Source organism: Pseudomonas sp. NPDC088368 (assembly GCF_044753445.1).
GTDB lineage: Bacteria > Pseudomonadota > Gammaproteobacteria > Pseudomonadales > Pseudomonadaceae > Aquipseudomonas > Aquipseudomonas bambusae.
This window is the reverse complement of the sequence record NZ_JBIVNG010000002.1, coordinates 325,847-349,313: the sequence shown is the minus strand read 5'-3', so window position 1 is coordinate 349,313 and position 23,467 is coordinate 325,847. Positions and strand designations below refer to the sequence as shown.

The 23,467-nt window shown below is 61.0% G+C and carries 20 protein-coding genes; 10 read left to right on the top strand and 10 right to left on the bottom strand.

Annotated elements, in window-relative coordinates:
• Positions 1-345: 345 nt before the first annotated feature.
• The 3 genes from ACIQAL_RS05020 to ACIQAL_RS05010 are packed head-to-tail and all read left to right on the top strand — an operon-like array spanning position 346 to position 3,650.
• Positions 346-600, top strand: a complete 255-nt coding sequence (locus tag ACIQAL_RS05020; protein ID WP_401143121.1) for a DUF485 domain-containing protein — start codon at positions 346-348, stop codon at positions 598-600.
• A complete protein-coding gene (locus tag ACIQAL_RS05015; RefSeq protein ID WP_401143118.1) occupies positions 593-2,176 on the top strand; it encodes a sodium/solute symporter in 1,584 nt (527 codons plus the stop codon). The genes ACIQAL_RS05020 and ACIQAL_RS05015 overlap by 8 nt, the downstream gene beginning before the upstream one ends.
• Positions 2,177-2,195: 19 nt before the next feature.
• On the top strand, positions 2,196-3,650 hold the full coding sequence (locus tag ACIQAL_RS05010; RefSeq protein ID WP_401143115.1) for a CoA transferase: 1,455 nt from the start codon (positions 2,196-2,198) through the stop codon (positions 3,648-3,650).
• A 25-nt stretch (positions 3,651-3,675) separates the two neighbouring features.
• On the opposite strand, the gene proB is transcribed toward ACIQAL_RS05010, so the two are convergent.
• The 6 genes from proB to ACIQAL_RS04980 are packed head-to-tail and all read right to left on the bottom strand — an operon-like array spanning position 3,676 to position 10,118.
• Positions 3,676-4,773 (bottom strand): glutamate 5-kinase, encoded by a 1,098-nt coding sequence (proB, locus tag ACIQAL_RS05005; protein WP_401143112.1) that lies wholly within the window; start codon positions 4,771-4,773, stop codon positions 3,676-3,678.
• Positions 4,774-4,821: 48 nt separating this feature from the next.
• Entirely contained in the window at positions 4,822-6,867 is a 2,046-nt protein-coding gene (phnN, locus tag ACIQAL_RS05000; RefSeq protein WP_401143110.1) for a phosphonate metabolism protein/1,5-bisphosphokinase (PRPP-forming) PhnN, read from the bottom strand.
• 5 nt (positions 6,868-6,872) lie between these two features.
• The gene (nadC, locus tag ACIQAL_RS04995; protein WP_401143107.1) at positions 6,873-7,709 is read right to left on the bottom strand and encodes a carboxylating nicotinate-nucleotide diphosphorylase; all 837 of its coding nucleotides are present in this window, start codon (positions 7,707-7,709) and stop codon (positions 6,873-6,875) included.
• Between the two features lie 42 nt (positions 7,710-7,751).
• Positions 7,752-8,483 carry an ABC transporter permease gene (locus tag ACIQAL_RS04990; protein ID WP_401143104.1) on the bottom strand — a complete coding sequence of 244 codons (732 nt, stop codon included), beginning with the start codon at positions 8,481-8,483 and terminating at the stop codon, positions 7,752-7,754.
• A gap of 5 nt (positions 8,484-8,488) precedes the next feature.
• Positions 8,489-9,238, bottom strand: coding sequence for an ABC transporter permease (locus ACIQAL_RS04985; protein ID WP_401143101.1), 750 nt, complete (start codon positions 9,236-9,238; stop codon positions 8,489-8,491).
• A 31-nt stretch (positions 9,239-9,269) separates the two neighbouring features.
• Entirely contained in the window at positions 9,270-10,118 is an 849-nt protein-coding gene (locus ACIQAL_RS04980; protein ID WP_401143100.1) for an ABC transporter ATP-binding protein, read from the bottom strand.
• Positions 10,119-10,724: 606 nt separating this feature from the next.
• On the opposite strand from ACIQAL_RS04980, the gene ACIQAL_RS04975 reads away from it, so the two are divergent.
• Positions 10,725-11,711, top strand: coding sequence for an ABC transporter substrate-binding protein (locus ACIQAL_RS04975; protein WP_401143098.1), 987 nt, complete (start codon positions 10,725-10,727; stop codon positions 11,709-11,711).
• Positions 11,712-12,019: 308 nt separating this feature from the next.
• On the top strand, positions 12,020-13,261 hold the full coding sequence (locus ACIQAL_RS04970; RefSeq protein ID WP_401143095.1) for an MFS transporter: 1,242 nt from the start codon (positions 12,020-12,022) through the stop codon (positions 13,259-13,261).
• Between the two features lie 102 nt (positions 13,262-13,363).
• Here the strand turns inward: ACIQAL_RS04970 and ACIQAL_RS04965 are convergent, their stop codons facing one another.
• From ACIQAL_RS04965 to ACIQAL_RS04950, 4 genes are all read right to left on the bottom strand, one after another.
• On the bottom strand, positions 13,364-14,038 hold the full coding sequence (locus tag ACIQAL_RS04965; protein ID WP_341958447.1) for a GntR family transcriptional regulator: 675 nt from the start codon (positions 14,036-14,038) through the stop codon (positions 13,364-13,366).
• 161 nt (positions 14,039-14,199) lie between these two features.
• The gene (locus ACIQAL_RS04960) at positions 14,200-15,483 is read right to left on the bottom strand and encodes an aspartate aminotransferase family protein (RefSeq protein WP_401143092.1); all 1,284 of its coding nucleotides are present in this window, start codon (positions 15,481-15,483) and stop codon (positions 14,200-14,202) included.
• Positions 15,473-16,483 carry a transketolase family protein gene (locus tag ACIQAL_RS04955; protein WP_401143090.1) on the bottom strand — a complete coding sequence of 337 codons (1,011 nt, stop codon included), beginning with the start codon at positions 16,481-16,483 and terminating at the stop codon, positions 15,473-15,475. Before ACIQAL_RS04955 ends, ACIQAL_RS04960 begins: the two co-directional genes overlap by 11 nt.
• Positions 16,480-17,364: a transketolase gene (locus tag ACIQAL_RS04950; RefSeq protein ID WP_401143088.1), complete on the bottom strand. Its 885-nt coding sequence runs from the start codon at positions 17,362-17,364 to the stop codon at positions 16,480-16,482. Before ACIQAL_RS04950 ends, ACIQAL_RS04955 begins: the two co-directional genes overlap by 4 nt.
• A 187-nt stretch (positions 17,365-17,551) precedes the next feature.
• Between ACIQAL_RS04950 and ACIQAL_RS04945 the strand changes: the two genes are divergently transcribed.
• From ACIQAL_RS04945 to ACIQAL_RS04925, 5 genes are all read left to right on the top strand, one after another.
• Positions 17,552-18,943 (top strand): aminotransferase, encoded by a 1,392-nt coding sequence (locus ACIQAL_RS04945; RefSeq protein ID WP_401143086.1) that lies wholly within the window; start codon positions 17,552-17,554, stop codon positions 18,941-18,943.
• On the top strand, positions 18,943-20,049 hold the full coding sequence (locus ACIQAL_RS04940; protein WP_401143084.1) for an ABC transporter ATP-binding protein: 1,107 nt from the start codon (positions 18,943-18,945) through the stop codon (positions 20,047-20,049). The genes ACIQAL_RS04945 and ACIQAL_RS04940 overlap by 1 nt, the downstream gene beginning before the upstream one ends.
• Before the next feature lie 151 nt (positions 20,050-20,200).
• The gene (locus tag ACIQAL_RS04935; protein ID WP_401143081.1) at positions 20,201-21,253 is read left to right on the top strand and encodes an ABC transporter substrate-binding protein; all 1,053 of its coding nucleotides are present in this window, start codon (positions 20,201-20,203) and stop codon (positions 21,251-21,253) included.
• Positions 21,254-21,324: 71 nt separating this feature from the next.
• Positions 21,325-22,578 carry an ABC transporter permease gene (locus ACIQAL_RS04930; protein WP_401143078.1) on the top strand — a complete coding sequence of 418 codons (1,254 nt, stop codon included), beginning with the start codon at positions 21,325-21,327 and terminating at the stop codon, positions 22,576-22,578.
• Positions 22,579-22,591: 13 nt separating this feature from the next.
• Positions 22,592-23,410 (top strand): ABC transporter permease, encoded by an 819-nt coding sequence (locus ACIQAL_RS04925; protein ID WP_401143075.1) that lies wholly within the window; start codon positions 22,592-22,594, stop codon positions 23,408-23,410.
• Positions 23,411-23,467: the final 57 nt, after the last annotated feature.

Here is a 23,467-nt window from a genome sequence, read left to right as displayed (position 1 = left end):
GCTCCTCGAATGGGCTAGCGAGGCTCATGCAACGGACACGCCAACCTGTAACGGCTGTTTATGTGATGCCAAACGGCGAAAAGCAGTCAAGGCGCTTTTATTTGGTGCAACTTGCCATCCGTTGGTGCGCGTGACATATAAACGCTGGCCTATACCCCTTTATCGACACGATCTCCCGCTATAAAACCGCTGTTCTAATCGCTGTTATTTTTGCCGCTATCACCCCCACCGATAGCTGATATCTCCCGCACCGTGCGCTGGCCCACTTGGCGCGACATCTGCACTTCTCACTCCCTGGAAAAATGCTCTGAACGTCAGAGACGTTATTCATGTGCGGAGGCGGAAATGTCAAATCACGCGGCAACTCAAACAACCGACACTGAAAATCTGAAGTTGGGTATTTATTTAGCCCTCATTCAGATTTCGGTGTTCTTTTCGTTCGTTCTTTATTGCGCCTTCCATCGATCGCCGGTTCCGCCCACGCTGAACGACGGCATTCCAACCCCGTTCATTTTTGGCCTGTTGGTCATTCTCTGTGGCGTCGTCCTCACGATCCTCTACGTACAGCTCACCAATCGCCAGGAGGACCGTCATGTCTAAGGCATTCTTACTGTTGTTCGTGGCCGCATTGCCGTTGCAGGCTATGGCTCAAGGCCCCGGCAGTGGAGGCGTTTCGAGCATTTCGATCAGTTGCTTTCTGGCAGTCATCGCCCTGACTCTGGGCATTACCTACTGGGCGGCCAAACGGACCAGAAACGCCAGCGACTTCTATAACGCGGGCGGGCAGATTTCGGGGTTTCAGAACGGTTTGGCGATTGCGGGCGACGCCGTGTCGGCAGGTGCGTTATTGGGGCTGACGGCGCTGGTCTTCAATTCGGGGTTTGACGGATTGGTGTATGCCATCGGCTATACCACCGGTTTGCCGATCGTGGTCTTTCTGATGGCGGGCAAGATGCGCCGACTGGGTAAATATACGTTTGTCGATGTGGTGTGTTCACGTCTGGAAGGCAAATCCATTCGTGTGTTTTCCGCCACCGCGTCGCTCAGTATCGTGCTGTTTTACTTAGTGGCGCAGATGGTGGGCGCGGGGCAACTCATTCAACTGTTATTTGGGATCGATTATCTGTATGCCATTGTTTTAGTCGGGCTACTCATGGTGTTGTATGTTGCCTTCGGCGGCATGATGGCGACCACTTGGGTACAAATCGTCAAGGCGGTCTTGATGATCTCGACCTGCCTGTTGATGAGCTTTCTGGTACTGCGCAGCGTCGGCTTCAGCTTCCATGAATTGCTGGAAAACGCGGTCGGGGTTCATCCCAAAGGCCTCGGCATTCTGGTCCCCAATAGCTTGCCGACCAGCCCGGTGTCCGGGATTTCTCTGGGGATCGCGCTGATGCTTGGCACTGCGGGCCTGCCCCACGTGTTGATGCGGTTCTTCACCGTGAAGGATGCCATGGCTGCGCGTACCTCTGTGCTGTGGGCGACCGTGGTGATGAATGCGTTCTACGCGATGATTTTCATCCTCGGCTTCGGCGCCCTGTACCTGCTGAGAAAAGACGGCACGTTCCTCGATGCCGCGGGCAACCTCATCGGCGGCGGCAACACGGCGGCGCTGCACCTTGCCTATGCCTTGGGTGGCGAGCCGTTGTTCGGCTTCCTGTCGGCAGTCGCGTTCGCCACGATTCTCGCCGTGGTCGCGGGACTGACCATTTCCGGTGCGTCGGCCATCAGCCACGACGTGTACGGCGCCCTGGCCCCGAAACACAGCGACAGCGAAAAGAACGAAATGCGCATCATGAAACTGTCGGTGCTGGGACTGGGCGCCCTCGCCATCGTCCTGGGGCTGGTGTTCAAGAACCAGAACATCGCCTACATGATCAGCCTCGCGTTTTCGATCTCGTGCTCGTCGACATTTCCAGTATTGATCCTGGCCATGTACTGGGACCGTCTGACCGCTCGCGGCGCAGTTTGGGGCGGAAGCGCGGGCCTGGTGTCCTCGCTGGTGCTGACCGTGCTCGGCCCTTCGGTGTGGGTCAAGGCGCTGGGCTTCGCCAGCCCGATCATCACCCTCGACCCTCCCGCGCTGGTCACCGTGCCGCTGGCGTTTCTGGTCTGCGTCGCTGTTTCGCTGTCGAGCAAACAGGAAGTCGTCACCCTTCAAAAGACATTTGGCTGAAAAGCACAGGTTGATTCCCATGAGTGAAAAAAAGCTGCACAGCGTCCTCAACAGCACCGGTTTCAAGGAGCTGATGGACATCCGCAACGGCCCTGCGCTGGCCGCCGATGAAGTAAGGATTACCGGGTCAGATCCGTTGTACACCTCGCCGTTTCGCATCGGCGAAACCGCAGCCGCCGCGCTGGCGGCGCGCGGTGTGGCGGCGAACGATCTGTGGGAGATGCGCAACGGCTACCGGCAGACCGTGAGCGTCGACGTCAAGGCCGCCGCCGCGACGTCGCTGTACGGCGGCAACATGACCCAATGTCGCGACGAACACGGCGTGTACCAGCCCATCCCCTATTCGGATGCAATGAAACACATGGTTTCGCTGACGCAACCCTGGCAAGCCAACGACGGACGCTGGCTGTTGCCCCACACCAACCTCGCGCACCTGGAGCAGCGGATTCTGGACGTGATCCAGTGCGAGAGCAGCGTGGCGTCGATTCGCGACGGCGTCGGAATGTGGCACGCGGACAAGCTGGAAGACGCCATCGCGGACGCCTTCGCCTGTGCGGGGATGGTGAGGACGCCCGAAGAATGGCTCGAACACCCTCACGGCGCCTACCTTGCCAGTCGTCCCGTGGTTGAAATCACCCGCATCGACGACAGTCCGCCCGAACCGCTGCCCCCCGGCGCCGCGCCGCTGTCAGGCGTCCGCGTGCTGGACCTGACGCGCATTCTCGCTGGGCCCACCGCAGGACTGGGCATGGCGGAACACGGCGCGGACGTGCTGATGGTGACCGCCCCGCATTTGCCGCAGGTGCCCTCCTTCGTTCGCGACACCAGCCACGGCAAACGCAGCTGTTATCTGGACATCGCCAAGGCAGAAGAGGCCGAGCGGCTGTATGAGTTGGTCAAGGAGAGCGACGTGTTCATCGACGGCTACCGGCCCCATCGTCTGGCGGCACACGGCTTCGGGGCCGACGAATTGATCGCGCGCCGGCCAGGGCTGGTGCATGTCACGGTCAACTGTTTCGGCTCCGGGGGCCCCTTCGCCTCCCGCGCTGGCTGGGATCAGGTGGCCCAGGCAGTGACCGGGATTTGCCACACCCAAGGCGAAGCGCTTGAAGCCGGCCAACCGAAACTCACCCCGGTGTTCATGTGCGATTTCCTCACCGGTTTCCTCGCCACGTTCGGGGCGATGGTGGCCTTGGCCAGACGGGCACGTGAAGGCGGCAGCTACCGGGTGCAGGTCTCGTTGTGTCAGTCAGCCATGTTCCTTCAGCGCCAAGGCCTGATCGATCACTTCCACGGGGCGCCCAACAAGCTCACGCCCGAGGAATTCGAGCCGCTGGCGGTGGTGGATGAAGGCACCGTTTATGGGGACCTGAAGACACTCGGCCCCGTGCTGAAGATGTCCGAGACGCCATGCGTGTGGTCGGGCACCACGCCCGCGTTGGGCAGCAGCAAGGCCGTCTGGCTGCCAAGGTAAGGGGCAACCGCCTAAAGGCGTCCGATCAGGGCGCCTTTACAACCACCAGATTTTCGCGACTGATGATGTCCGGTTCGGCGACATAACCGATTTGCCGGGAAAACGCTTCGACGAACTGGCCACGCAGCTTTTGAATTTCCTGCGAGCTGTAGTTGACCAGCCCCCGCGCCCACTCAACGCCGTCGGCGCCTCGGCACACCACCATGTCGCCGCGCTGAAACACGCCTTCGCTGCGCAGGATCATCAACGCGGTGATGCCCGTCGTGGCCGATGCGCTGCCGTCGATGATCTCCAGCGTCCCGCGCATGGGCAGTTGATTGGACAGCCAGCGGCCTCGGGACGCCGCCGGGTGGGTATCAGAGATCAGCAGCGTGCCGACCGATGCGCCCGCAGCGATGGCATCGAGAATGCCGTCCTGGCGCCCATCGGCGATCACCGTGTGGGCACCTGAACGGGCGGCCAGCCGCGCCGAGCGCAACCAGGAGCGCACATCGACGCCGAAGTGTTCAGTCATGTCGTGCGCGTAGCGATCCAGCGAGGCATCCCCGGCAGCGGCTTCATCGATCACCGCTGTGGCCTCATCGGTTTCAAGGCCCTGGCTCGTAATCAGGAAGCCTTCCAGCTCGGTCAGCAAAATGTACACATCCGCCTGCACCAGATTGACCACCAGCGCCCCCAGACTGTCGGTGTTTCCCGCGCGAATCCCGTGGGTGGCCAAGGCACAGTTCTCGCTGACGACCGGGATCACGCCCTGCCCGAGCAAGACTTGCAGCGTGCTGCGTGCGTTGAGGTAGTGCTTGCGGTGGGACAGGTCATCCTGTGTCAGCAGAATCTGCGCAGATTGAGCGCCCGCGTGCGCCAGCGCCTGCGCCCAGAGCTGGGTCAGCCTGATCTGATCGATCGCGGCCAGGGCCTGCGCTTGATGCAAGGGCAGCGCGACGCCCGTGGAGGCACCCGCGCCAGGCGTCGAGACCACAACGACTTCAAGCCCTCGGTGACGCAGGGCCATCGATTGAGCGGCCAGCCTGCCGATGGCATCCGGATTGAAGCCGTCGGTTGCCGCAATCAGCCGGTTGTCGACGTGGATGACCCAGCGCTGGGTGGTCGTGATCGCTTCACGCATGTCGCTACCTCACTGTTTGTTCTGGGCGCGGATGGCGGTGCATCCGGATCACGCGATTGGCGTAACGGTTACGCCGTTGCTCATCTGTGCCAACAGGCTGGCAGACTGAAGGTCCGCGCTGTTGGAGCCATGGATGACATACAGGCACTGCCCCGCCATTACCCGGTCCCCCAGCCCGACCTTAAGGTCGATGCCAGCGGATTTATCGGCCGGCGCACCGGCGCGTCGGGCCAGCTCACCAATGCGCCAGCCGTCCAGTGCACTCACCTCCCCTGCCGCGCTCGCACACACCACGAAGGTCAGCGCACCTGGCAACACGGGCGTTCGCCGACCCTGGGCGTCGATGATCCGCTCAAACGCCGCATTGGCCTCGCCATTGGTCAGCAGTTCCTCCGCGCGGCGACGACCGGCTTCCACACTGCCGATGGCCGGGTCCCACGCCAGAATCTGTCCCGCGAAAAAAAGCGCTTTATCGCGCAAGTCCTGCGCTGCCTCAGGATCGTTGGCCAGCACCGCCCGCACGTCGCGCACTTCCAGCGAAGGCCCGATGCCGCGACCGATAGGCCGGCTTCCGTCTGTGGCAAAAGCCACCACGGTCAGACCCAGCCCGGCCCCAACCCGCTCGAACAAATCGCCCAGTTCCCTGGCCTGCTCCTGCGTCTTGAGTTTGGTGCGCGGGCCGTACGGCAGATCGACCACCACATGGGTCGAGCCAGCGGTGAGCTTTTTCGACAGGATCGACGCCACCGACCATCGATTGGAATCAAGCCCCAACGGCCGGGTGATGGCGTTCATCACATCGTCCACCCGTGAGTGATTGAGTCGCCCATTCCAGGCAATGCACGCCCCCGCCTCAGCGACACAACGCTGCACGTCGGCGATGTCCAGGTCCACACGCGCCACGGACTCCATGGCGTCAGCCGTGCCCGCCGCAGACGTGATCGCCCGGGACGACGTTTTGGGCATCGCCAGGCCGTGAGCCGCGACGATGGGTACCACCAGCAAGGTGATGCGGCTGCCGGGGACCCCACCCATCGAGTGCTTGTCGACCACGATCGGACGGTCCCACGTCATCGTCGGGGAGAAGCGGCTGCGCACCCTGGCCAGCGCGACGACCTCGGCGTCGGACAGGCTGCGTGTGGCGCTGACCAGAAACGCACTGATTTCGCCATCCGTGTAACGCCCTTCGATGATGTCGCGCAGCAGCATTTCATACTCGGGTTCGCCCAGCTCTTGCCCCTGAACCTTCTGAATCAGGGCCTGACGACTGGCCGGTGATGGCGTGCGGCGCAAGGCGATCTCGGCGCCCTCGGCAACCCGCCAATGGGCGAACGCTTCCTCGCTCAACCCGATTTCGTCCGCCGCCAGCAACCCCGGCGCGTCCAGCCCTTGAATCTGTACGCTCAATGATGCGGTGTCGGCCAGGAGGTCGACTTTCGAGCCGCCCAAATAATCGCCGACCGACAGCACGGCGCTGTGAAGGGGCAAGTAAGCCACCCGTTCCAGGCCCGTCGAGATCGGTACACGGCGCAGACGTACCCGTTGAGAGGCGTTCGCCAACGCATGAACGAACGCGCTGACCCCCTGTTCAAGTGCGCCGTCGTTGTTGACACGGATCGTTTCGATGTCCACGGGCAACGGCTCGACCTGACGCATCACCCGCGCGCCCGCCTCCAGGGCATTTTCCCGGCCACGGGCGAGAATGCGCGCCGCCAGCACGTCGATCGACGCCGTGACTTCCACCACTACGAGCCTGGGCACCAGCCCGGCCAGTTGACGAATCATTTTGCGTGAGCCGTTGGCGATGACGTTGCAGCCCTCGCCCAACGCTGTCAGCAAATCAGCAGACAAACCGTATGACAGTCCATGAGCGTCCCAGGTGACCAGAAACGCCCCTGCACTCACGGACGCCGAGAATTGAGCCTCGGTGACGCCGATGTGGTCCTCGCCCGGTGCGCCCGAGGGGCGCGTGATCGTGCGGCGGGCGAACACGTATCGACCGGTGTCACCGAGTTGGGCGCGGGCGCCTTCGATCAACGAATCCTTACCGGCACCGCTGGGGCCGACGACAAAGAAGAAGATGCCCTGCGCCATGTGACTTACTCCGCCTCGTCCAGGCCGATGTCTACACACACCGCGGCCTGATTGAGCTTGCTGGTCGAGATGTAGTCGACACCGGTCTTGGAAATCGCGCCGATGGTCGACAGGTTGATGCCGCCGGACGCTTCCAGTTTGGTGCGCCCATTGACCATGTTCACCGCCTCGGCCATGTCCGCCACGCTCATGTTGTCGAGCATGATCACGTCGACATTGGCCTCCAGCGCTTCGGCCACTTGGGTGAGGCTGTCGCATTCGACTTCGAGCTTGGTCAGCACGGGCAACTGGCGACGCGCGCGCTGTACCGCCTGGGTGATGCCGCCGCACACCGCAATGTGGTTGTCTTTGATCATCACGCCGTTGTCCAGGCCCAGGCGATGGTTAAGGCCGCCACCGCACGTCACCGCGTGCTTTTCAAGCATGCGCAGGCCGGGCGTGGTTTTGCGGGTGTCGATCAGGCGTGCACGGCTGCCAGCAACGGCGGCCACGTATTTGGCGGTCTCGTTGGCGATCCCCGACATGCGCTGCACGATATTCAGCGCCGTCCGTTCGGCGGTCAGAACGCTGCGCGCGTTGCCACGGACATCGATCATCACCGTACCGGCTTCGATTTTCTGACCGTCCTTCACCCGCACGATCACCTCCAGCGTTGGGTCGTAACGCTTGAACACCCGTGCGGCGATATCGATGCCGGAGACGATCAGCGTCTCGCGAGCGTTCATGTAGAAAGCGCCCACCTCATCCGCTTCGATCATCACTTGAGCGGTCAGGTCGCAATAACCGATGTCTTCGGCCAGCCAAAGGTCGATCAGGCGGTCAGTCTGGAATACGTCATACATCGTGGTTACCCCTATGTGTGGATACAGTTCGGTGAAGGTCGGTTATCGGTGCTGCAATTTTTTGTCGAGCATCAGCATCAGGCTGTTGCAGGTGACGGCGATGACGGTGAGCAACAACGCGACGGCCATGATGGTCGGGATATCCCCCAGCCCCATCGCGTTGACCGCCAGGTAGCCCAGCCCCCGTTGAGAAGCGAACATTTCGCCGATCAGCACCCCCAGCAACGTCAGCGCAAAACCCAGCCGTACGCCGGCCACGATTTCCGGCAGGATCGCGGGCAGCAGAACGTGGAACAGCGATTGGAGGGGGCTCAGGCGCAGGGTCCCGGCGGTGCGCAGGTACACCGGTCGCATCTGGCGAATGGCGTTCATGGTGAACAACAGAATCGGAATCAGCCCGTGCATGACGCCGAACGCCACTTTCGACGAAAGCCCCAGGCCGAAACACAGCAAGACCAGCGGGTAGAGCGTCACTTTGGGGATCGCGTACAGATTCAGCAGAATCGGTTCGGCGACCGCACCGGCGAGGCGGTTGATGCCCAGTAACACGCCCAGCACGATGCCGCCGATCAACGCCAGGCTCATGGCGTAGGCGAACGCCTTGGCGGTCGCCCCCACGTTGGCCCACAGCTCGGCCGTGCCCATCATTGAAATCAGGTGTGTGAGCGTCATCCAGGGCGAGGTCAGCGCGCCGGCCCCAATCATGAGGTGCAACGCCTGCCAGGCGGCAATCAGGGCCATGACCAGTAAAAACGTCGGAACCATTCTTTGCATGGTATTCACCGTTGACGACGCGCTTGCAGGCGACGGTCCATGAAATTGAGCAGCGCGTTGATCAGCGTGACACTGATCAGCACCAGCAACATGAGGGCGTACATGCTGTCGCTCTCGAAATTGTTGTAGGCAAAGGCAATGGCGTAGCCGATCCCGGCGCCTGAGAGGATGAACTCGGAGGCAATGACGCCAATGAAGGCGTAGGCCACCGCCAGTTTCACCCCGCCGAACAGGTACGGCAGCGCGGCGGGCAGCTCGATGCGGTACGCCGTCTCAAGCCTGGACATGCGCATGACCGCAGCGCTCTTGCGCAAGACCTTGGGGATACGATCAAGCCCGGTCAGCGTGGCGGTGATCATGGCGACGATGGCCAGCAGCACCGCGATGGCGATGATCGAGCCGTGACCGACACCGAAAACCACGATGAATACGGGGTAGAAAATGAACGTCGGGACGGCGTAATAGCTCGCCAGCAACGGTTCCAGGGCCGCCCGAAAACGCGGCATCGAATGCACCGCAAGGCCAATGAAGAACCCGCTGATGACCGCGATGAATGCCGACACCAGAATGTTGGTGAAACTGAACAGAATGTCGGCGCCGTAATGCCCCGACGACACCAGTGCCAACAGATGCGTGAGCATTTGCGAGGGTGGAATCAACACGCTTTGAGGGATGATGTGCGTCCGGCAGAGCAGCTCGATCAACCCGATGAAGCTTGCGACCAATGCAGATCGCAGCACGCTTTCGATATTCAACTCGACGTCCTCGCTAGATGGCCCGACCGGATCAGTGCTGGGTGCCCATGACCTTCATGGTTTCCACGCGCAACTTCTCCCAGAGACGGGAATTGATCTCGCCGAAGCGTGGCGTGGACACCACGCGGCTGTCGCGGTCGCGATCCCAGCCGGTGTCCACCATGTCAATGAACAGCCCTGGCCGTGAGGACATCACGCCGACGCGATCCGAGAGCATCGCGGCTTCGTCCAGCGCGTGGGTGATCAGCAACACAGTGGCGGACGTTTCGCGCCACAACCGCAGCAGTTCGTCTCCCATCAACAAGCGCGTCTGTTGGTCCAGCGCACCGAAGGGTTCGTCCATCAGAATCAGGCGCGGCTGCATGACCAACGTACGGGCGATGCACACCCGCTGGCGCATGCCTCCGGAAAGTTGCGCAGGGTAGGCAGTCGCAAAATCCCGCAGGCCCATGAACCCCAATGCGTAGGCCACCCGACGCTCCACCTCCGGGCCATCGACGCCGCTGCGACGCAGGCCGAAAGCGATGTTGTCGCGCACGTTCAGCCAGGGAAACGACGCATCTTCCTGAAACACCACGCCCACGCCGTCTGGCACGCTGGAAATGACCTTGCCTTCGAACATCACCTCGCCCGACGTCGGTCGCGCAAGGCCGGACAGGACGTCCATCAATGTGGATTTGCCGCACCCGGAAGGGCCGACAACGGAGAAGAACTCACCTTTGTTCAGCGTCAGGTCGATGGGCCCGAGCGCCGCAAACAGTTCACGCGTACCCGCCTTTTTGAACGAGCGAGTCACATGACTCAGAGTGACGTGCGCCGTGCGAGATTCCGGGGCCGCCCTTAACGGTTCAACCGCCCCACCCTTCAATGCAAAGGTCATGCTTCACTCCTCCAGATTCGCTGGTAAGCCCTGAGCCCGCCAAGGCTGAAAGCGCTCAACTTATAATGCATACGCTACATATGAAGGACACAGCAAGATCGCTGCCAAGAAATAAAAACTCGCATTAAAGTAACGATAACATTCAATTAAACAAATGATTTATAAGGATTTCTGCAAGATTAAATCTGATTTTAAAGCCGATAAATGAGCACGAGAAAAACTAGCGCCATAAAACAGAAAGTTAATCGATTGCAATGTGTACGCTACTCGCTCCAGCTTAGTGCTGCCGTTCGTACAATCGCACTAAAACGGGACGAACTCACCCGTCTTCCGCTCAGCGGGAGGTGCGCGCAACGGCCGGCAAAAAGCAACGTACACACTGATTCAACGCGGCACGCAGCCGTTTGGGCGAAAGACACTGAAAACACCATAAGTTCATGTTTATCAGCGTGTTAATGCCTGAGACTGCAAAAAGCCTGTTTCAGAAAATACCCTTGGCCTGCATTTTGCTGCCCGCAGTTAATAGCGTACAGAAACTAATAATAACGACGCCTCGCCCCCTCTTGCCATGCCCCATGCACCCTGAAGCCAATAGGAGTTTCAAGAATGACTGCACAGCAAGCCCTTTTGCACTCGACCCGCAAGTTCGCCGCAGCCGGCCTGGCGATGTTGTCGCTGATCGCCACGTCTGCGCACGCCGACGAGATTTCGGTGACTCAATGGGGAACAAGCCTTTATGGCCTGCCTTACGCCGTGGCGATGGAGACCGGGTTGTTCAAGAAGGCTGGTATCGATATCACTGGCATTCTGGGATCGGGCGGTGGGGGCACCACCGTGCGCAATATTCTGGCAAGCGATACGCCCTACGGTGAAGTGGCCGTGGCCGCAGCGCTCGCCGCCCAGCGTCAGGGGCTTGATTTGGTCATCGTCAACATCGGCACCCGCTCGGTGGCCGAATCTTCGGTCGTGACCCTCAAGGGTTCTCCGGTGAAGGACATCGCTCAACTGGAAGGGAAAAAAGTCGCGATCACCTCGCCCAAGGGTGTCTCGGAAATGCTGCTGCTGATGTCGCTCAAAGCCAAGGGCATCGACGCGGACACAGTGACCCGAGTGGCCTCCGGCGGCTACGTGAACGGCCTGACGTTGCTGGATCAGAAAGCCGTGGACGCGGCCGTGCAGATCGAGCCTCTGTCGATCTTGCGCAAAGATCAGTACACCACGCTCTACAAGTCCAGCGACTTGCTGCCGCCGATGACGACCTCTGTGGGCATCACCACCCGCGAATTTGCCAAGGCTCACCCCGACAAACTGCGAGCAATCATCGAAGGCCGCCGACTGGGCGTCAAAGCCATCTACGACAACCCGCAGCAGGCTGCCAACATCCTGGCCAAGAGCTTCAAGCTGGAGCCGGCCATCGCCAAGGAAGCCGTGGACAACATGATCGCGCCCCACATGTGGAGCGAGGGTGATTTCAACACGGTCGAACTGGAGCGCATGGCCGACGGCCTTAGACTCAACGGCGAACTCAAAGGCACGGTGGACTGGGCCGCCATCATGGACAAATCCTACCTGCCGAGCGATTTGCAGCATTAATCGCGGCTGATGCTCCCCTGCGAACGGCCCGTTTGCCTGTGTGACAGGCGACGGGCCGTCGTTTTTTTCACGACCCGGAGGCGGCCATTGGCGATCAGTGTTGAGCACCCTCTCTTGGGGCAGGCCTGCCGACAGCACACGCGAGAGGCTCTATTCAGGGCGTTTCGAGGGGTCTTATCAATCTTACTGATGATTACTATCGAACCGCTCGCCTGTTGGCGCTCGAAAGCTGACTCCTACAATCCCCTCCTCTTTTCCCCCGCTCCTGCGCCTCCTTGAGGCGACACTCTTCCTTGGAATTCGAAACCATGCCAAGCGCCAGTCATACCCCGCCCGAACACAATCAACAGAGCGTCAAACAGCAGTGGCTGGCGATTCTCTCGGTCGCCGTCGGCGCCTTCGCCCTGGTCACCAGCGAGTTTCTTCCGGTCGGCGTGCTCAACGACGTTGCGCGCGACCTGGGCATCAGTGCGGGCCACGCCGGCCTGATGGTGACCCTGCCCGGCATCATGGCCGCCCTCGCCGCGCCGTTGTTGTCGGTGGGCATTGGCGCCATGGACCGTCGTTACCTGCTGATCGGCCTGACGCTGATCATGATCATCGCCAACTCGGTCGTGGCCTATGCCAGCGACTTCAGTCTGCTGCTGTTCGGTCGCGTGCTTCTGGGCGTCAGCATCGGCGGGTTCTGGGCCACGGCGATTGCCCTGAGCGGCCGTCTGGCCCCCAAAGGCGTAGGCGTGGCGCAAGCGACGTCGATCATTATGGTGGGCGTGACCCTGGCCACGGTGCTGGGCGTGCCGGTCGGCACCTGGCTGAGCGAACTGATGGGCTGGCGAATGACCTTTCTGGTGACCGCGCTGCTGGGCGTCCCGGTATTGCTGGCGCAGCTTTTCCTGCTGCCGAGACTCAATCCGGACAAAGCCATTCGCATCAGTGACCTCCCGGCCCTGTTCATCAACCCACAGGCGAGGGTTGGACTGATCGCGGTCCTGCTGATCGGCCTGGCGCACTTCGCCGCCTACACCTACGTCGCGCCCTTCTTCAAACACAGCGCCGGTTTCGACGGCCCGACCATTGGTTCGCTGCTGTTGCTCTATGGCATCGCCGGGGTCATGGGTAACATCTTTGCCGGTTTCGCTGCCAACCGCAGCGTGCGCCACACGCTGATGCTGGTCGCGGTGCTGATTGGCGTCAGCACCGCGTTGTTCCCATACTTCGCCACCGGCCTGACGGGCGCTGCCATGCTGATCGCGCTCTGGGGCTTTGCCTTCGGCGCCTTCCCGGCCTGCGCCAGTATCTGGATGTTTGTCGTGGCCCCCAAAGATGTCGAACGCGGCATGCCGCTGTTCGTCGCGATGTTCCAGGTGATCATTGCGCTGGGTTCGTTCTTCGGCGGGCAGATCGTCGACCAACTGGGCAGCTCGGTGTTGATGAGCCTGGCGACGGCGTTGGTGGGCTGCGGCCTGGCGACGGTGCTGGTGCTGGGACGTAACGTCAGTAACAGCCAGGCCGGAGATGCTGACCCCACGGTTGTGGTCAGTCAGCACTGAAACGGGAGGGCCGGGTTTCCTGCGTAGCGCGCTGGAAACCTGATCCGCGGACCGGCTGCGATGAGCATTGCAGCGCGGTCAGGGCCTCTGGAGAGGCCCTGATCAGGCCAGTTTCTCCTCGGTTTCATCAATGAATTTCAGAATGCTGACACCGCCGCGCAGGATGTCATCAGCAATGGCCTTGCGGGCCTTGGCGGGTTTTTTATCGCGCAACGCATCCATCAGCACCATGTGCTCATCGGCCCCGATGTAAGAGTTGTGGCCGAAGGTATAGAACAGATTCAGGATCGGCCCCATGGAAACCCACAAGCCCTCGATCTGAGCGGTGAGCATGTCCATGCCCGACAGCCTGTAGAGCGTGAAGTGAAACTCTCGGTTGTGGTGCATCGCCGCCAGGCCGTCGTTGTTTCGATCCGCTTCTTCGAACAAGTTGTGAAGCGCCAGAAGCCTGGCCAGGTCGGCTTCAGTCACGTTGTGCGTGGCCATTTCGGCGGCCAGCCCTTCCAGCGCCATGCGGATGGTCCGAACCTCCAGATACCGCGCACGGGTCAATGCCGGCACCGTTGCAAACCGGCCCGAGCGGAGTTCCAGACCGCGTTCGCTGACCAGCCGAAGACAAGCTTCGCGCACAGGCGTGACGCTGGTTCCCAGTCGTTCTGCGAGGTCCTGCATGACCAACCGCTCCCCCGGCTTGAAGTTTCCAGCGATCAGTCCTTCACGAATCGAAAAATACGCCCGAGCGGACAGGTTGCCTTGTTCCAAGGGTTGAATCTGCACAGTGAGCTCCTGATGGTTTCGGTCCCGGATGGCGGCACGACGGCTTGCACACCCATACGCGATAAGGCGCCACTTATAACATATAGGCACTGAGGTGCCGATGGGTGCCCAACGCCAAAGGCGGCTGCAATGCCGTCTTCGGCGCATCGCGACATGAGCGGCTAGACCAGCGTTTTCAACACATCCTCAATCACGCCAAGGGACTCATCCAGTATCTCCCGTGTGTGCGCGGTCGACAGGTACAGTCGCTTGAGTTGCATCGGCTGGAAGATATGCCGTTTCTCGATCAGGCGCTGACGAAAGGCCATGTCGCGCGCGTCATCGTTGCGCAGCAGATCGGTGTACTGCCGGTACGGCCCCTCGAAAAAGTACAGCAGCCAGGCCGAACCATAACCGGCGCTTTGTGCCGGAATGCCCAGGCGTTGCACGATGATGTCCAGCTGTGCGCGCATGTAATCACCCAAGGCGAACAGCTTCTCGTACGTCCCGGGGCGCGCCAGTTCTTCGAGGGTGGCCTGCACCGCCGCCAGCGTTGAAGGGGTGCCATTGCAGGTGCCGCCCATGAAGACGCCCTTGGGACCGGTCAAACCGATCAAGTGCATCAACTCACGCTTCCCGGCAATGAACCCCACGGGATAGCCCGACGAAGCCGCCTTGCCGAACGTGGCCAAATCCGGTGTCACCCCAACGATCGACTGATAGCCGCCCAGCGCGTGCCTGAAACCGGTGATCACTTCATCGAAGATCAGCACGACGTCATGGTCGCGTGTCAGGCTGCGCAGGTCTTTAAGAAAAGCGTCCGTCGCCGCCACCGCCCCCATGTTGTGAGCGATGGGCTCGACGATAATGGCCGCCACCTCCCCCGGATGAGCCTTGAGGTATCGCTCGACCGCTTCGGCATCGTTGTACGGAAGGACAGCCGTGTATTCGGCGGCGGCGTGGAGAATGCCATCGGACATCGGATCGAACTGACCGATCCTGTCTCTGGCGGTCTGGCCGTTCATGGCGACGTAATCGTGCCAGCCGTGGTATCCGCCTTGAAACTTGATGATCCGTTTGCGTCCCGTGGCCGCTCGCGCGAGGCGTAGCGCGTGATAGGTCGCCTCCGAGCCGCTGTTGCAAAACGCAATCTGCTCGGCGCAGGGAATGTGACCGACCAGCGTCTCCGCCACTTCGACTTCCAGGTCGGTGATCCCTGCGCCCATCAGGTCCATGCGCTGCGCGACTTCGAAGACCCGATCACGGATTGCCGGATGCCCGTGCCCCAGGACATGGGCGCCGAATCCGCAATGAAAGTCTGTGTGGCGATGACCGTCGGCGTCGAACAGGTAGGCGCCTTCTGCGCGCACGAACGCATAGGGTTGTCCAAGCTTGCGGCTGGGACTCAGATGACCACCGGGCAGCACTTTTTCGGCACGGGCATACCACGCTTGATTAGCCGACATGCCGCTGCTCCTTGCCTGAAACGTTGGCCAAGGCCTCGCGGGTCACCGCTTCGATGCCTGGCGCGTCCAGCCGGTAATGCCGGTAGAGATGGGTCGGCGGCGCAATAAGGCTGTACTCGTCATGGATGCCATGGCGAACCAATCGAACCCCGGCGCCCTCATCGGCCAGCACTTCGGCCACAGCGCCCCCCAGTCCGCCGAGCACGTTGTGCTCTTCCACGGTGATCAACAGATTCGTTGCGGCGGCAGCGTTCAGAATCGCCTCGCGGTCGATGGGCTTGAGGGTGTGCATGTCGATCACGCCGACCGCAAGACCGCTTTCGGTCAGTGCTTTGGCGGCTTCCAGGGTCGGGTGCAGCATGCTGCCGGTGGCAATCAGCGTCACGTCGCGGCCTACGGAATGCACGATGGCTTTGCCAAACTCAAAGGTGACGTCGTCAGGATAAACAGACGGTTCCTGACCTCGACCGATGCGGAAATAAATCGGCTGCGGATGGTGAATCGAGGCGCGAATCGCGGCTGCGAGCTGCGGGCCGTCTGCCGGAGCAACCACCGTGAGATCGGCGATGCTGCGCATGATCGCGATGTCTTCAGTCGCGTGATGCGAGGTGCCATAAAAGCCGAGGCTGATGCCGGTGTGATGGCCGATCAGACGCACCGGCAACGCCGAATACGCCACGTCCATGCGGATCTGCTCACAGCACAACAACGCCAGGAATGACGCGAAGGTCGCCACGAACGGCATGGTCCCGGTGGTGGCGATACCGGCTGCGGCGCTGACCATGTTCTGCTCGGCGATACCAAACTGGATAAACAGATCCGGGTGTTTCTCGGCGAAGCGGTTCAGGCCGTTGGAGTATTGCAGGTCGGCCGTCCCGACAGCGATGGGATGGCCGTCGGCAACCAGATCAAGCAGCCCTTCCGATAAATAATCGAGCCCCGGATTGATCGCGTTCAGTTGGCGGTACTGCCAGCTTTTCGGGTTGACTGGCGCACTCATTGAACACCTCCATTGGCTTTGATTTCTTCGATGGCGAGCAACTCGTCTTCCGGCGCGAGCCAGCCGAGGTGCCAGCCAGGCTCGGTTTCCATGTATTCCACACCCTTGCCCTTGGCGGTCAGGGCGATCACGCAGACCGGACGTTCCCGCGCAGGCTCGGCCTTCAACTCGCGGAATAACGTCGCCACAGCGGCCACGTCATGGCCGTCCACTTCCCGGACGTCCCAGCCGAACGCCCGCCATTTGTCTGCCAGCGGTTCGATGCCCACGACATCATCGACCTTGCCGTCGAGCTGATAGCCGTTGCGATCGACGATGGCGATCAGGTTGCCGGTCTTGTGATGCGCAGCCGCCAATGCGGCTTCCCAGACCTGTCCCTCTTGCATCTCGCCATCACCCAGCAGCACGTAGACGTCGAATGCATTGCCCCGCAAACGCCCGCCCAGCGCCATGCCCAGGCCGCCCGATAACGCGTGGCCGATGGACCCCGAACTGAAATCCACCCCCGGCACCTTGCGCATGTCAGGGTGATCGCCCAGTGGGCTGCCGAGGCGCGTGTAGTCATCCAGCCAGGCCTTGTCGAAGAAATCCCAGTCGGCCAACAGCGGGTAGAGGCCGACGGCAGCGTGGCCCTTGCCCATCAGAAACCGGTCGCGTCCCGGCCACTTGGGCTCGCCGCGTTTCAAGCGCATGGCGTCGTAGTACAGCGCGGAGAAAATCTCGGCACACGAAAACACCGAGGTGTAGTGGCCAACCTTGGCGATGGAAATCAGCCGCACCGTCTCAAGGCGCACGAACAGTGCGCGCTCTTTCAGACGAGCGATGTGCTCGGGCGTCAACGGCGTTACGGGATCACGAACCGCACGATTTTCAGCGGGCATGAGGGCACTCCTGAGTGGGTTGATCGAGGCCTGATGCGGCCTTCTTCTTACAACTTATAAGTTATATTTTGTAGAATCAACCACCGATTGGCGTTTTTATTTTTTCTCGACGAGGGCTTGCGCGACGTCAATTTCAGTGTCAATCATATAAGTTATAAGTGATCAGTAACGCTCAACGAGGCTTTTCATGATGCAGGAAACCACCCTTCCCTTAACCGAACTGGCCCGCACGGACGTGCGCTTCCACCTGCATTCGCAGACCAATCTGCGGGCGCATCAGCAACAGGGCCCATTGGTCATCGAGCATGGGTCAGGGATTTATGTGACCGATGAACACGGCCGCGATTACATCGAAGGGATGTCGGGCTTGTGGTGCGCGGGGCTTGGGTTTTCCAACCCTCGGCTGGTGGAAGCGGCGCAGCGCCAGATGGCCGTGCTGCCCTATTACCACACCTTCAACCACCGGGTGCCAAATGTGGTCGCACAGCTGGCCGAACGCATTGCCAGCCTGGTGCCGTTCGAACAGCCGAAGATTTTCTTCGCCTGTTCGGGTTCGGAAGCCAACGATTCGATGATCAAACTCGCCTGGGCGTACCATCGGGCGCGCGGCAAGGGCAGCAAGCGCAAGGTGATTGCCCACCAGAAAGGTTTTCACGGTTCGACGGTGATGGGCGCCAGCCTGTCGGGGTTGCCCAACATGCACGCGGCGTTCGGCTTGCCGCTGGAAAACAGCGTCTTGCATGTGCAATGCCCACATTTCTATCGCTACGGCATCGAGGGGGAAAGCGAAACGCAGTTCACCGAGCGCCTGTTGCGGGAGCTGGAAGCGCGCATCGAAGCGGAAGGCGCCGACACCATCGCCGCGTTCATCTCGGAACCGGTGATGGGCGCCGGTGGCGTGATCGTCCCTCCTTCGGGCTACTTCGCAGGCGTTCAGGCGCTGCTGAAGAAGCACGACATTCTGTTCCTGGCCGACGAAATCATTTGCGGGTTTGGTCGCACCGGTCGCTGGTTCGGTCATCAGACCCTGGGCTTTGCACCCGACATGATGGCCTGCGCCAAGAGTCTGTCATCGGGTTATCAACCCATCTCCTGCGTAATGGTGGCGGGAAATGTCTATCAGGCCATCGAGGAGCAGAGCCAGCAACTCGGCGGTTTCGGTCACGGCTTCACCTATTCGGGTCATCCCGTGGCGGCCGCCGTCGCGCTGGAAACCCTGACCATTTACCAGGAAATGCACTTGCCGCAACACACCGAGGAGCTGGGCCACCTGCTGCACCAACGACTGGAACCCTTGCTGGCGCACCCACTGATCGGCGAGCTGCGCGGCATCGGCCTGGTCGCCGGGCTGGAACTGGTCGCGGATAAAACGACCCGTGCGTCCTTTCCGGCTCACATCGGCATTGGCGCGCAAGTCGAGCGGGCAGCCCGGGAACAAGGCCTGATCGTGCGCAACATGGGGGACTCCATCGCCCTCGCGCCGCCGTTCATCATCACCGCCGACGAGATCGCCGAGCTGGTCGCCCGGCTGACGCGCGCGCTGGATGTCGTCGCCTTGGCCAACGGGTTGTCACTGTGATGAACGCCAAGGCCGCTGTCCCTCAAACCACCTTGCCCTTGATCGAGTTCAACGGCGTTCAGAAAAGCTATGACGGCAAATCGCTGGTTATCAAGGATCTGAATCTCGGCATCAGCCGGGGCGAATTCCTGACCCTGCTGGGCGCCTCGGGCTCCGGCAAGACCACGACGCTGATGATGCTCGCCGGTTTCGAGACCCCGACACGGGGCGAGATTCTCATGGGTGGCACGCCGATCCAGAAAAAACCGGCCCATCAGCGGGGCATGGGCATGGTGTTTCAGAATTACGCGCTGTTCCCCCACATGAGTGTCGAGGAAAACCTGGCCTACCCGCTGAAAATGCGGGGTCTGAATCGCCCGGACTTACAGGCCAAGGTCAAGCGCGCCATCGACATGGTGCAGTTGCATGGCATGCAGCAGCGCCGCATCACCGAGCTTTCCGGTGGTCAGCAGCAGCGTGTCGCTCTGGCAAGGGCGATGGTCTTCGAACCGGAAATCATTCTGATGGACGAGCCGCTGGGCGCACTGGACAAAAACCTGCGCGAGCACATGCAGTACGAGATCAAGCAACTGCACAAATCCCTGGGGGTGACCATCGTCTACGTAACCCACGACCAGAGCGAAGCGCTGACGATGTCGGATCGGGTGGCGGTGTTTCATCAGGGCGACATCGCCCAGATCGGCTCGCCGACGGCGCTGTACGAGCACCCGGAAAACGCCTATGTCGCGAATTTCATTGGCGAGAACAACGTGCTGATCGGCGCCGCCCGGCCTCGCGATGAGCAGACCTGTGAAGTGATCCTGGAAAACGGCCTGCAGGTCATCGGCTCTACAAAAGCGCTCAAGGGCCGGCGTCCTGAGCGGGTTGAGCTGGTGATCCGCCCGGAGAACATTCGCCTCGGCCCCATGGCAAGCATGCCCTGGCAGGCCACGGTGACCGATACCGTTTACCTCGGCGACCACCTGCGGGTGCATCTGCGCCTGAGCAACCAGCAAGCGCTGATTGTGAAAGTGCCCAACAACGCCCTTTTCAAACAACTGCGACCCGGCCAGATGACCGGCTTTGACTGGAGTACCGACGACGCCCATCTCTTTGAATTGAGCTGATCCACCGCTGCACCTGATAACGATAAGTCTCGACAACAATAACGATCCGAGAGGCAACCATGCACACCATCCCTGACACCGTTTAGTTCGTCACTGCCCGTTTGTGAACCTTGTCTTCCTTTTACATCCTCAAACAGCAGGAGGGACAAACATGTCCTCGATATTCCGTCGCACCGCACTGGTCTGTTCGATTTGCGCCGCCACTTTGCTTGCCAGCCACGCCGTGCAGGCCCGAGACCTGACCGCGGTCGGTTTCGGTGGCGCTACTCAAGAAGCGTTCGATAAGGCCTACTTCAAGCCCTATGCCGCACAAAGCGGCAAACCCGTGGTGCAAGACACCTACGATGGCGGCATCGCCAAACAGAAAGCCATGGTCCAGTCCGGCAACCCCACGTGGGACGTGGTGCAGATGGACGAAAACGAAATGGCCCTGGCCTGCGAGCAAGGCCTGCTGGAACCCTTGGATCATAGCAAGCTGAGCAACGCCGTCGACATCCCCTCGGACAAGTTCGCACCGTGCGGGGTCGGCGCGATTGTCTGGTCGGAAGTCATGACCTACGACAACAAAAAGTTTGCCAGCGATGACCCGAAAACCTGGGCCGACTTCTGGAACATCAAGAAGTGGCCCGGCAAGCGTGGCCTGCGCAAGCAAGCGCGCATGACGCTGGAAATCGCCCTCATGGCGGACGGCGTCAAGCCTGCCGATGTCTACACGGTACTGGCGACCAAGGGCGGTCAGGATCGCGCCTTCGCCAAGCTGGATGAGATCAAGCCCTACATCCAATGGTGGGAAACCGGCGCGCAACCCCTTGAATGGCTATCGTCCGGCAGCGTTGCGGTCACGGCCGCCTATAACGGTCGGATCGCCATCGCCAATCAGCAAGGCGGACACTTTCCCCTGATCTGGAACCAGCAGCTCTACAGCATGGATTACTGGACGATCATCAAGGGCACGCCAAACCTCGCAGACAGCTACGCCCTGCTCGACTACATGGTCAGCCCCAAAGCCCAGACCGCGTTTGCTCAAGCGATCCCCTACGGCATCGTCAACGCCAAGGCCCAGGCTGCACTGGACAAACAGACGCTGAGCAATTTGCCCACCGCTCCCGCCAACCTGGAAAACGCCTTGCTGCTCGACACGCCGTTCTGGGTCAACTACGAGGAAGACCTGATGGCGCGCTTCACCAATTGGGCGGCGAAGTAAGCCCGTCCTTTGCTTGAATGGCGGCTTCGTTCACCCGAAGCCGCTGCCATCGAATTCCGAGGTCAGCCACTATGTCCGCCCCTGCGCTGGAATCACTTGCAAGCGCCCACCAGAAGTCGAGTCGACAGAAACGCCTCGTCTCAGTGTTGCTGCTGTTGCCCCTGTTGATCTACACCGCCGTCTTTTTCGTTCTCCCCATCGGCATGATGCTGTACCGCGCCGTCAGCAACCCGGAGCTGATTCAGGCGTTCCCACGCACGGTTCACGCACTGGAGCAGCAAGCGCGGAGCGAGAGCCCCGGCTTGCCGAGCGATGCCGTGTTCGAGGCGATCGAGCAGGACTTCATTCACGTCGAGAATCTAGGCGCCGTGGGTGAAGCGGCGCGGCGCATGAACTACGAAAACAGTGGCTACCGTTTTCTGATCACCGCCACCGCTCGCCGCTATCAGTGGCCCGCCAATCAGCAACCGGTCAGCGGTGAATCGCCTCGCGCACGCCTGACCGCCATCGACCCCCGCTGGTCAACGCCTGAGCTGTGGGAAGCGTTTGAGCGCGCATCACCGGCCTACACCTCCTATTACCTGCTCAGCGCCCTCGACCTGGAACGCACGGCCCACGGTATTCAGCGCGTCGCCCCGGAAAAACGGGTGTACCTGGACCTCACGTTCAAGACCTTGAAGATCGCGTTTGTCGTGTCTGTGTTGTGCCTGTTGCTGGGCTTTCCGTTCGCCGTCCTGCTGGTCAAAGCCTCGCGACCGTTTCAGATGCTGCTGATTCTGGCGGTGATGCTGCCCTTCTGGACATCACTGCTGGCCCGAACCACTGCCTGGATCGTGGTGCTGCAAGAGAAAGGCATCGTCAACACCCTGCTGCTCAAACTGGGCCTGATCGAGCAACCGCTGCCGATGATCTTCGATGCGTTGGGGGTGTACATCGTCATGGTGCACATCCTGCTGCCTTTCACCGTGCTGCCGCTGTACAGCGTGATGAAAGGCATTCCGGCTCACTACATGCGCGCGTCGGGGTCCCTGGGTGCGCATCCGGTGCGCGGGTTCCTGCATGTTTATTTGCCCATGACCCTCACGGGCATCGGCTCCGGCACGCTGCTGACCTTCATCGTCGCGGCCGGTTACTACGTCACCCCCACGCTGGTGGGCAGTGCACGGGAACAGATGCTCGGCTATTTCATCGCCTTCTATACCAACACCACGGTGAACTGGGGCATGGCCTCGGCACTGGGACTGGTGTTGATCCTCTGCGTCATGGCGATCTACCTGGTCGCCGCTCGGCTGGTCGGCATCCGCCAGATCGCCGGTCTCACGTAATCGGGAACCTGCCATGAACCATTTCACCCTGTGCTTCATCAGCCGCAATCTGCTGCGTCTGTTCGGGATCGTCATGATCGTTTTCATGATCGTGCCGTTGCTGGCCGTGGTGCCGATCTCCTTCAGCAGCGGCACGTTCCTGTCCTATCCGCTGCCGGGGCTGTCCTTGCGCTGGTACGAGAAAGTCTTCAGTGCCGGTCCCTGGCTTCAGGCCTTGCGCAACAGCCTGCTGGTCGGTTGCGCTGCGACGTTACTGGCCACGTTATTGGGCACCCTGGCAGCGTTGGCATTCGCACGGCGCAACCTGCCTGGAGCCACCAACGTGCTGGCGCTGTTGATTTCGCCGATGATCATTCCGCCGGTGATTTCCGGGCTGGGCATGTATTTTCTGTTCGGCCAACTGGGCCTGACAGGCACGCTGACCGGGATGATTCTGGCTCACACCGTGCTCGCGACCCCCTTCGTCCTGATCAACGTCGCCGCCAGCCTGCAAGGTCTGGACATGAGCCTGCTGAAGGCCGCTGCAATGTCCGGGGCATCGCCGCTGCGCGCCTTCATCAACGTCGCGCTGCCGATCATTGCGCCGGGCGTGATCTCGGGCGCGCTGTTTGCCTTCATGACATCGTTCGACGAAATCGTCGTCGTACTGTTCATCGGTGGGCCCGGCCAGCGCACGCTGCCACGGCAGATGTTCGATGGCATTCGTGACACCATCGACCCGTCGATTGTCGCGATGTCATCTTTCCTGCTGGTGGTGGGCCTGGCGGGTCTGCTAGCCACGACCTGGCTCTCGTTGCGCTCAAGCAGAACCTTGAATCAACCGGCCGCCTGACTTTCAGCGCCACGTCTTCTTTCACAGCCGCCGGCCTGACCATGGCCGGCGATACTT

What these genes read in the sequence shown, in the direction of transcription:
- phnN (WP_401143110.1), bottom strand. Translation starts at nt 6,867, where the DNA reads ATGGCGCAGGGCATCTTCTTCTTTGTCGTCGGCCCCAGCGGTGCCGGT.
- ACIQAL_RS04950 (WP_401143088.1), bottom strand. Translation starts at nt 17,364, where the DNA reads ATGCCCGCTGAAAATCGTGCGGTTCGTGATCCCGTAACGCCGTTGACG.
- ACIQAL_RS04925 (WP_401143075.1), top strand. Translation starts at nt 22,592, where the DNA reads ATGAACCATTTCACCCTGTGCTTCATCAGCCGCAATCTGCTGCGTCTG.
- ACIQAL_RS04990 (WP_401143104.1), bottom strand. Translation starts at nt 8,483, where the DNA reads ATGCAAAGAATGGTTCCGACGTTTTTACTGGTCATGGCCCTGATTGCC.
- ACIQAL_RS04930 (WP_401143078.1), top strand. Translation starts at nt 21,325, where the DNA reads ATGTCCGCCCCTGCGCTGGAATCACTTGCAAGCGCCCACCAGAAGTCG.
- ACIQAL_RS04975 (WP_401143098.1), top strand. Translation starts at nt 10,725, where the DNA reads ATGACTGCACAGCAAGCCCTTTTGCACTCGACCCGCAAGTTCGCCGCA.
- ACIQAL_RS05020 (WP_401143121.1), top strand. Translation starts at nt 346, where the DNA reads ATGTCAAATCACGCGGCAACTCAAACAACCGACACTGAAAATCTGAAG.
- ACIQAL_RS04955 (WP_401143090.1), bottom strand. Translation starts at nt 16,483, where the DNA reads ATGAGTGCGCCAGTCAACCCGAAAAGCTGGCAGTACCGCCAACTGAAC.
- ACIQAL_RS05010 (WP_401143115.1), top strand. Translation starts at nt 2,196, where the DNA reads ATGAGTGAAAAAAAGCTGCACAGCGTCCTCAACAGCACCGGTTTCAAG.
- ACIQAL_RS05015 (WP_401143118.1), top strand. Translation starts at nt 593, where the DNA reads ATGTCTAAGGCATTCTTACTGTTGTTCGTGGCCGCATTGCCGTTGCAG.
- ACIQAL_RS04940 (WP_401143084.1), top strand. Translation starts at nt 18,943, where the DNA reads ATGAACGCCAAGGCCGCTGTCCCTCAAACCACCTTGCCCTTGATCGAG.
- nadC (WP_401143107.1), bottom strand. Translation starts at nt 7,709, where the DNA reads ATGTATGACGTATTCCAGACTGACCGCCTGATCGACCTTTGGCTGGCC.
- ACIQAL_RS04935 (WP_401143081.1), top strand. Translation starts at nt 20,201, where the DNA reads ATGTCCTCGATATTCCGTCGCACCGCACTGGTCTGTTCGATTTGCGCC.
- ACIQAL_RS04945 (WP_401143086.1), top strand. Translation starts at nt 17,552, where the DNA reads ATGATGCAGGAAACCACCCTTCCCTTAACCGAACTGGCCCGCACGGAC.
- ACIQAL_RS04970 (WP_401143095.1), top strand. Translation starts at nt 12,020, where the DNA reads ATGCCAAGCGCCAGTCATACCCCGCCCGAACACAATCAACAGAGCGTC.
- ACIQAL_RS04960 (WP_401143092.1), bottom strand. Translation starts at nt 15,483, where the DNA reads ATGTCGGCTAATCAAGCGTGGTATGCCCGTGCCGAAAAAGTGCTGCCC.
- ACIQAL_RS04980 (WP_401143100.1), bottom strand. Translation starts at nt 10,118, where the DNA reads ATGACCTTTGCATTGAAGGGTGGGGCGGTTGAACCGTTAAGGGCGGCC.
- proB (WP_401143112.1), bottom strand. Translation starts at nt 4,773, where the DNA reads ATGCGTGAAGCGATCACGACCACCCAGCGCTGGGTCATCCACGTCGAC.